Consider the following 6732-nt stretch of genomic DNA (forward strand, 5'->3'; position numbering starts at 1 on the left):
CAAAGCTCAAAACTCAAAACTCTCTTTTATGCCTGTTGATTACGATCTGGTTGTCATCGGTAGCAGTGCTGCTGGAATCTATGCAGCAGTGTCTGCTGCCAACTTAAACGCTCGCGTGGCGCTGGTTGAGCAAGGCTGTGCTGCTAGTAGCCCCATTGATGGGCAGGTTTTGACCAAGGTGGGGCAAACGTTGCGCCAGCTGTGTCAGGCAGCGCCACTAGGGTTAGGGGACACTGCCGCATTGCCATCGACTGAGGCAGCCTGGACACACGCAAGGCAATGGTCGGCAGCCGTAACCGCAGCGATCGCCGAAACCCATGCTCCTGCCGTCCTTGCGTCGTTGGGGATTGAGGTCATTGCTGGCTGTGGTGAGTTTCATCGGAAACCAATGTTGGGTTTTATGGTCAACGGTCGATCGTTGCGATCGCGTGCCTACCTTCTCGCCATTGAGCCACTCCCCGTTATGGTCAAGTCGCAGCCCCAGGGACACGAAATATCTGCTCCACCCGCTCTTGCAGAAATTGATGGCTTAGCACTGGTCGGCTACTTGGACGCCAGCTCAGTGCTGCAAAAAATTCCCGCTTTAGAGGCGTTGCACCGTCTCGTGATTATTGGTGCCGATGCGATCGGGGTCGAGTTGGCGCAAAATTTGGTTCGACTGGGGCGATCGGTCACGCTCATCGTTGCAACCGCTCATGTCCTTCCCCACGAAGATGCAGAAGCTGCCTTTCTGATCCAGGCACTGCTAGAAGCAGAAGGTGTGGAGGTGCTAACGGAAACGACGGTCACACAGGTACGGCAGATTGATGGTAAGAAGTGGGTGCAGGCAGGCAATCGGGCGATCGATGCTGACGAAATTATTCTGACCGCAACAACGCCGTTTGATCAGGCAACCCTTAACTTAGCTGCTGCTAACGTCGAAGCCTCCTCTGTAGGTATTGGAGTCAACGAGAAGCTACAAACCACCAATGCCTGCGTTTATGCCTGCCGAGGCAGCAGCGCTGGCGATCGGATGCCCCATCTTGCCCTGGCGGATGCTCGCATCGCCGTCAAAAATGCGCTGTTTCTGCCGATCGCCAAAATCAACGACGCCCACGTTCCCCATATCGTTTCTACGGCTCCAGCACTGGCGCGCGTGGGGCAGACAGAAGCCGCTGCCATCCAGCGTTTTGGTAAGGATGTGGTCATTCTCCGACAACCCTTCAAAACGCTAATCAAAGCGCAAATCCAGGGCGAGACGATCGGATTTTGCAAACTCATTGTGCATCGCAACGGCACACTGCTGGGCGCACACATTGTTGGTTCGCAGGCGGATGAGCTGATTGGCACGATCGCCCTCGCCATACAGCAAAAGCTCAACGTTGAGGCGATCGCTGATCTCGTGTTACCGTCTTCTTCTCTGGCCGAAATCATCCACCAGACTGCTGCTGAGTGGCATCACCTCAGACTTCAGCAAAACACGCGACTGCGAGATTTTCTCGAAGGTTTTTTTAACTGGCGGCGATCGATGAATTGAGGCAACTGTAAGAAACCGGGTTTCTCAGCAGACAAAAAGATACGCTCTCCAAGCATCAGAAACCCAGTTTCTAAATACCCTAAACTCTCGCCAGTGTCACCTTCTCAGGCTGGTCTTGATATTTGCCACGTCGGGTTTCATAGCTAATGGCGCAGGGTGCACCTTCCAGGAAGAGTAATTGCACAACTCCTTCACTAGCGTAAATACGGCAGTCGGCGCTAGATGAGTTAGAGAACTCCAGCGTCAGGTATCCTCGCCAACCGGCTTCAGCGGGCGTTAGATTCGCAATAATGCCACAACGGGCATACGTGCTCTTACCAATACAAACCACCGTCACATTTTCGGGCACTTCTAGCCGTTCCAGAGCTACCCCTAACCCATAGGAATGCGCAGGCAAAATAAAGTGGTGACCATCTTCGCCAGCATGTAATTGAGCCGGTTCTAGATTGGCAGGGTTGAAGTTTTTAGGATCAACTACCGTTCCTGGAATGTGCTTAAAAATCCGAAACTCCGTTGGTGAGAGTCTCAGGTCATAACCATAGCTGCTTAATCCGTAGGAAATGACTGGCAGCCCGTCGACTTTTCTCACCAACTGGGGCTCAAAAGGGCTAATCATGCCCTTCTCTGCCATTTGCGTAATCCAGGTATCGTTCTTAATCATGTTGGGTTTTTTAAAGATTACTGTTAGCAGCGCTGACCGCTGTTAGCTACGGTTGATGGCTGCGGCGGAGTTCGGTGATTTGATCGGCAATGTCGAGGAGCGATCGCGGCATTTCTGGCCCTGTAAGAATGACATCGACGTGGCGCGGACGCTGCTTCAAGAACGCCAGCACTTCGGTATCGGCAATCAACCCAAAATTGACTGCCAGACTGAGTTCATCCAGCACCACCAGTTCGTATTTGCCTTCCAGGACGATCGCACGCGTATACTCCCAGAGTTCCAGCAAGGATTGAGTTTCTTCCTCGTCCAGATGCGGCGTATCAATGCAGCGCGGCAAATTACAGCGAATCCAATCCAAATTTTGCCCTAGCTGCACCGGATGCTCGTAGCCTTGGCCAATGCCACCCTTGAGAAACTGCACCACCAGCACAGGCGTTCCCTGTCCGGCAATCCGCAACGCTTGCGCCATCACGTTCGTAAAGAAGCTGCGATGCGAACAAGTAAAGACCTGTACCAAGCCCTCAACTCGATGCGTCAGTTGATGATTGACATCTAGCGAAGGGGTTTCGATCTGTGAAACCATAAGGTGTGCCTAAGTAACAATGAACCGCTATCAGCGTCCGTTCTACTTCTCTGAAGTATTCAGAATCTAGCGTAGTTCAACTAATTTCTCCAACATCAAACACTATATGTAATAGTCCGTCAAGCGAGGGAGTGAAGAGGAGTGGAGGAGGGGGAGGAGTTTTGAGTAGCGCTTTGCGCCGCTACGCTAGAGAGTTTTGAGTTTCAGCCTTTAGCCTTCAGCCTTCAGCCTTTAGCCTTTAGCCTTTAGCCTTTAGCCTTCAGCCTTCAGCCTTTAGCCTTGTTTCCCCTGCTCCCTCCGCCCCTATCTCCTGTATCCTGAATCAGGGAACTTGAGGCAAAACAATGACTTGGCAGCGTCCTGATGGTCGAAAGCCGGATCAACTACGTCCGGTGAGCTTTGAGCGCAACTTTACCCGCTTTGCGGCAGCGTCTGTGCTGGCAAAGTGTGGCGATACGCAGGTGCTGTGTAATGTGTCGATTCAGCCGAAGGTGCCGCGTTTTTTAGAAGGGAAAGGGCAGGGCTGGCTGACGGCAGAGTACCGCATGCTGCCGGGAGCGACACCAGAGCGGCAGGAGCGCGAACTCATGAAGCTGTCGGGGCGCACGCAAGAGATTCAACGCTTGATTGGGCGCAGTTTGCGATCGACTCTCGATATGGCAGCGCTAGGCGAACGCACGATCGTCGTGGATGCGGATGTGCTGCAAGCCGATGCTGGCACGCGAACAACGTCGATTACAGGCGGCTTTGTGGCGCTGAAGGATGCCTTGGATCAATTAGTTGCGAAGGGAGAACTGGAGCGATCGCCGATTATCCATCAGGTGGCTGCGGTCTCAGTTGGCTTAATTGATGACCAACCCCTGCTCGATCTCAACTATCCCGAAGATGTCGCTGCTGCGCTGGACTGCAATGTGGTGATGAACGAAAAACTGGAGCTGATTGAAATTCAAGGTACGGCTGAAACTGGGAGCTTTAGCCGTACTCAACTCAACCGCATTCTAGATGTCGCTGAATTGGGCATTCAGGCGCTGTTAGACGCTCAACGACAAGCGTTTCAGCGGCCTTGAACCTGCTTGTACTCCGCGATGCGATCGGGACGCCCTCTTGCAGGTGGTCAGCGGTTCGTCTTGATTGTTTGATTCGAGACTGAACCGCTGGATCAATCTCTATACTGAACGTGCATTGAATGAGGCGTTTACACTCTGATACGGCTGTACCTGGTCAGTGGTTGACACGCTCAACCCTGTCAAATAATCCGTCTCGCACTCTGGATTTGCCTCGCAGTCTGGATAGACGTCGAATGCTGCTTTGACAGCTTTACTAGCCTGATCATTACTATCTTGCTCGTTCCCAAAGAAGGCATCCAGGACAAGCACGAAAAAAGCAAAGAGGATGAAGTGGGTCATGATAACAAACGATCTCTCTCTCAACGGTTAATCAAAAGCTTCAAAGTCTACTGGTTCTAGCTAGCATCCTGGCTTCAAAAGGGGGTATATTCTGCTGCTTGATGCAGCCATCCTACATTCCCTTTTAGAGCGGTACGATCGCACTATAAAAACGCACAATAAGAAATTAGGCTTATGACACTCTTCCTGTTCATCCAGGTGGGTCTCGTCTGCCAAGCCGTTAAGATGTTTACCCCTGCTCATTCCAAGAATACTTGTTTTTCCTTGGATAAGGCTAACTGCGCACACAGGAACGATGATTTAAACACATTTTGATGCTTTCCATATGCTTTTCGTAAATGTCTAGACGCCCAAACGGTACCAGGGTAAACTCTTAGCCCTCTCATACTCTTGGGCGAAGGCTCAATCATCGCCTATGCGAACGCATCACAAGACTGCTACTTCCATATCATTAATGGACGCCCAAGCGAATCGTGAAACGATGATGGAAGGTGTTCAACCTGGTTGACTGACCAAGCTTTCAGTGATCGCCTGCCCCGCCCTGCATTGAAAGTAAGGGCTCACAGAAGGACATCCTCTGTGGGCTTTGCCTTCCCGAAGGGTAGAGGACTGCCAGCGTCTTTCAACCCGTTAAAGTGATTTAAACACTTGCTCTAATCGATTTTCAGTCCCTTTAGTGGACTTCACTGAGTGAGACCGTGATTGAAAATCACGGTCGGGTGACGCCATGAGCAAGGACGTTTCAAACTCCATCTCAAAACCTTAGCTTATAGCCGGTTGCAAATGGGTCAGCCACAGTCGCGCATCTTGCTCGCAGGCGTGAGCGGAGACGCTCACACTCAGTTAATGTGGCTGATTCAAACGAAAATTGCTGTAAGTTCAGCCTCTGTCGACAGGAGACGGCTCAAGCACTACTTTCCTGGCGTCAGCATGCCCACTGGCAGGCTTGCCTGAAGCGGTTGCTTCTGGTCGAGGACGGCAATGATCCGCTTCTGATAATCAACAAACCCGTAAGTAGGAAATGCCGCCATCAACGCTGGCTGCTGAGCCACCGTATTTGTAGCCAACCAGGCCTGCTGATAGTCCTGGGGATTGAGATGGAGAATGGTAAACTTTCCAGCGTTGTCGGTAACTAACCCCGACTTGTTCATCGCCAAGACTTCTTCCGCCGCTTTTTGGGTGAGAGGGATGAGGGTGACGACATTGTCCGTGGGTAACGGGTGCGATCGCTGGAGAAGGTCTTGAATACTTGGCGGTAAAGCACTGTGAGTATTCAACGCTTTAAGGCTCTCTTCTGCAGCGTTCTTCCTGCTCAACGCAGGGTTAGAAGCGTTCTCTTTTTCAACTGGCTTCGGCAGAGATGTTTCGAGGCGTTGATTGCCTTGTGTCATTGGTTGAATGGGCAGCGCAGTTTGAGTAGGCGCTGGTGCCTGAGCGCGAGTAGACTCATTAGCACGCTGAGGAGCCAGTGTCTCCGGTGAAGCGATACCAGCAACCTGAGGTGCAGGGGTTCCCTGGTTTGCTGCTGGCAAGGTTGCATTTGGCAACGATGGCGGATTGGTCAACGGCAGGGGTTTTACAGTCTGAAGCGGTTTGGGAGCAACTGGCTTGGATGGCAGTCTCACCTGGCTGAACGTTCTAACGGGCTCAGGCTGTTGGGCGACACTCACTCTACCCATAGCCTTGGGTAAAGACAATGAACTCAAGCGTAGCGACTGTGAGCGTGTGCCCAAAGATGATGTATTGAGACTGCTAGGCTGATCAGTTGCCAGACGCTTTGAGGATACGGCTTGCAGACCGCGTGGCGTGGCCGTTGCGCCCGGCGTCAACCTGGTGTCTGGTGTTTTGCTAACGCCTGAGTTTAGTTGATTAGACCACAGAGGTTGATTGGATTGAAGCGGCTGTACCGCTGTCCCAATGAGATTTAAGCGGTTTGTTGAATCGGTTGCTTTCGGCGAATTTTGTTGAACGTTGGGTTGCGGTGTGTTGGGTTTTGCCGACACCTGAGACTTGTTGATGTCTGCAATAGCCAGTCCGGTGAGAGCGGTAGCGGTGAAGATGCCAGCACCAACCAGGTAACGGTTGGGCAAGGATTTGGCGGAAGACTTCTGTACAATCCCTGCCCGATCGCCAAGCGTGGCATCGGCTTCTTCAAAGTAGTAATGAAAGTAGGTTAAAGGACCCTCTGTTCGTACTTCGTAGGGAACGTGGGGCGTGTGTTCTAACAAGGCTGCAGGCTCTACCATGTTGTCATCAGCCTCCTTAGAATGATTAGGGTGTGTATTCAAGGGCTCAGTCATGAAGTAAGACTGCTGCTCCAACGTTAGAAATTTGGTCATGCAGTTTATGCTCCTGAGATCTAATTTGAATACATTAAGGTTGATAAGGTTTTTTCTTCGGTCACTTTGAGGAACACCGTTTAAGTAACGGTATAGGGTGAATGTCCGTTGTCTTTAAGCAAATTACTGGTTAGAGCACTCTGCAACATAGCTTAGGAGATTTCTAGGAATGAATTTACCCGCTAGCAGGTTGAATAAGGATATCCCATTTTGGTAATTCTGGATTG

6 protein-coding genes are annotated in these 6732 nt (G+C 51.5%); 2 read left to right on the top strand and 4 right to left on the bottom strand.

Annotated elements, in window-relative coordinates; all coding sequences use genetic code 11:
* The first annotated feature begins 28 nt into the window (after nucleotides 1-28).
* Nucleotides 29-1516: an FAD-dependent oxidoreductase gene (locus C7B82_RS13145; RefSeq protein WP_106256740.1), complete on the top strand. Its 1488-nt coding sequence runs from the start codon at nucleotides 29-31 to the stop codon at nucleotides 1514-1516.
* Nucleotides 1517-1595: 79 nt separating this feature from the next.
* Here the strand turns inward: C7B82_RS13145 and dcd are convergent, their stop codons facing one another.
* Together dcd and C7B82_RS13155 are read right to left on the bottom strand one after the other, a co-directional pair.
* Nucleotides 1596-2177, bottom strand: a complete 582-nt coding sequence (gene dcd / locus C7B82_RS13150) for a dCTP deaminase (RefSeq protein WP_106256741.1) — start codon at nucleotides 2175-2177, stop codon at nucleotides 1596-1598.
* 46 nt (nucleotides 2178-2223) lie between these two features.
* Entirely contained in the window at nucleotides 2224-2760 is a 537-nt protein-coding gene (locus C7B82_RS13155; protein ID WP_106256742.1) for a P-loop NTPase family protein, read from the bottom strand.
* A gap of 344 nt (nucleotides 2761-3104) precedes the next feature.
* Here C7B82_RS13155 and rph point away from each other — a divergent pair, with 344 nt between their 5' ends.
* On the top strand, nucleotides 3105-3827 hold the full coding sequence (gene rph, locus C7B82_RS13160; RefSeq protein WP_106256743.1) for a ribonuclease PH: 723 nt from the start codon (nucleotides 3105-3107) through the stop codon (nucleotides 3825-3827).
* A gap of 99 nt (nucleotides 3828-3926) precedes the next feature.
* On the opposite strand, the gene C7B82_RS13165 is transcribed toward rph, so the two are convergent.
* Nucleotides 3927-4166, bottom strand: a complete 240-nt coding sequence (locus C7B82_RS13165) for a hypothetical protein (protein WP_106256744.1) — start codon at nucleotides 4164-4166, stop codon at nucleotides 3927-3929.
* A gap of 911 nt (nucleotides 4167-5077) precedes the next feature.
* Entirely contained in the window at nucleotides 5078-6505 is a 1428-nt protein-coding gene (locus C7B82_RS13170; RefSeq protein WP_106256745.1) for a hypothetical protein, read from the bottom strand.
* Nucleotides 6506-6732 lie beyond the last annotated feature (227 nt).

Origin of the sequence: Stenomitos frigidus ULC18, from assembly GCF_003003795.1 — a bacterium.
GTDB classification, from domain to species: domain Bacteria; phylum Cyanobacteriota; class Cyanobacteriia; order Leptolyngbyales; family Leptolyngbyaceae; genus Stenomitos; species Stenomitos frigidus_A.

Coding starts and splice junctions, on each gene's coding strand:
- C7B82_RS13170 (WP_106256745.1), bottom strand. CDS start 6,505: ATGACCAAATTTCTAACGTTGGAGCAGCAGTCTTACTTCATGACTGAG.
- C7B82_RS13155 (WP_106256742.1), bottom strand. CDS start 2,760: ATGGTTTCACAGATCGAAACCCCTTCGCTAGATGTCAATCATCAACTG.
- C7B82_RS13165 (WP_106256744.1), bottom strand. CDS start 4,166: ATGACCCACTTCATCCTCTTTGCTTTTTTCGTGCTTGTCCTGGATGCC.
- C7B82_RS13145 (WP_106256740.1), top strand. CDS start 29: ATGCCTGTTGATTACGATCTGGTTGTCATCGGTAGCAGTGCTGCTGGA.
- dcd (WP_106256741.1), bottom strand. CDS start 2,177: ATGATTAAGAACGATACCTGGATTACGCAAATGGCAGAGAAGGGCATG.
- rph (WP_106256743.1), top strand. CDS start 3,105: ATGACTTGGCAGCGTCCTGATGGTCGAAAGCCGGATCAACTACGTCCG.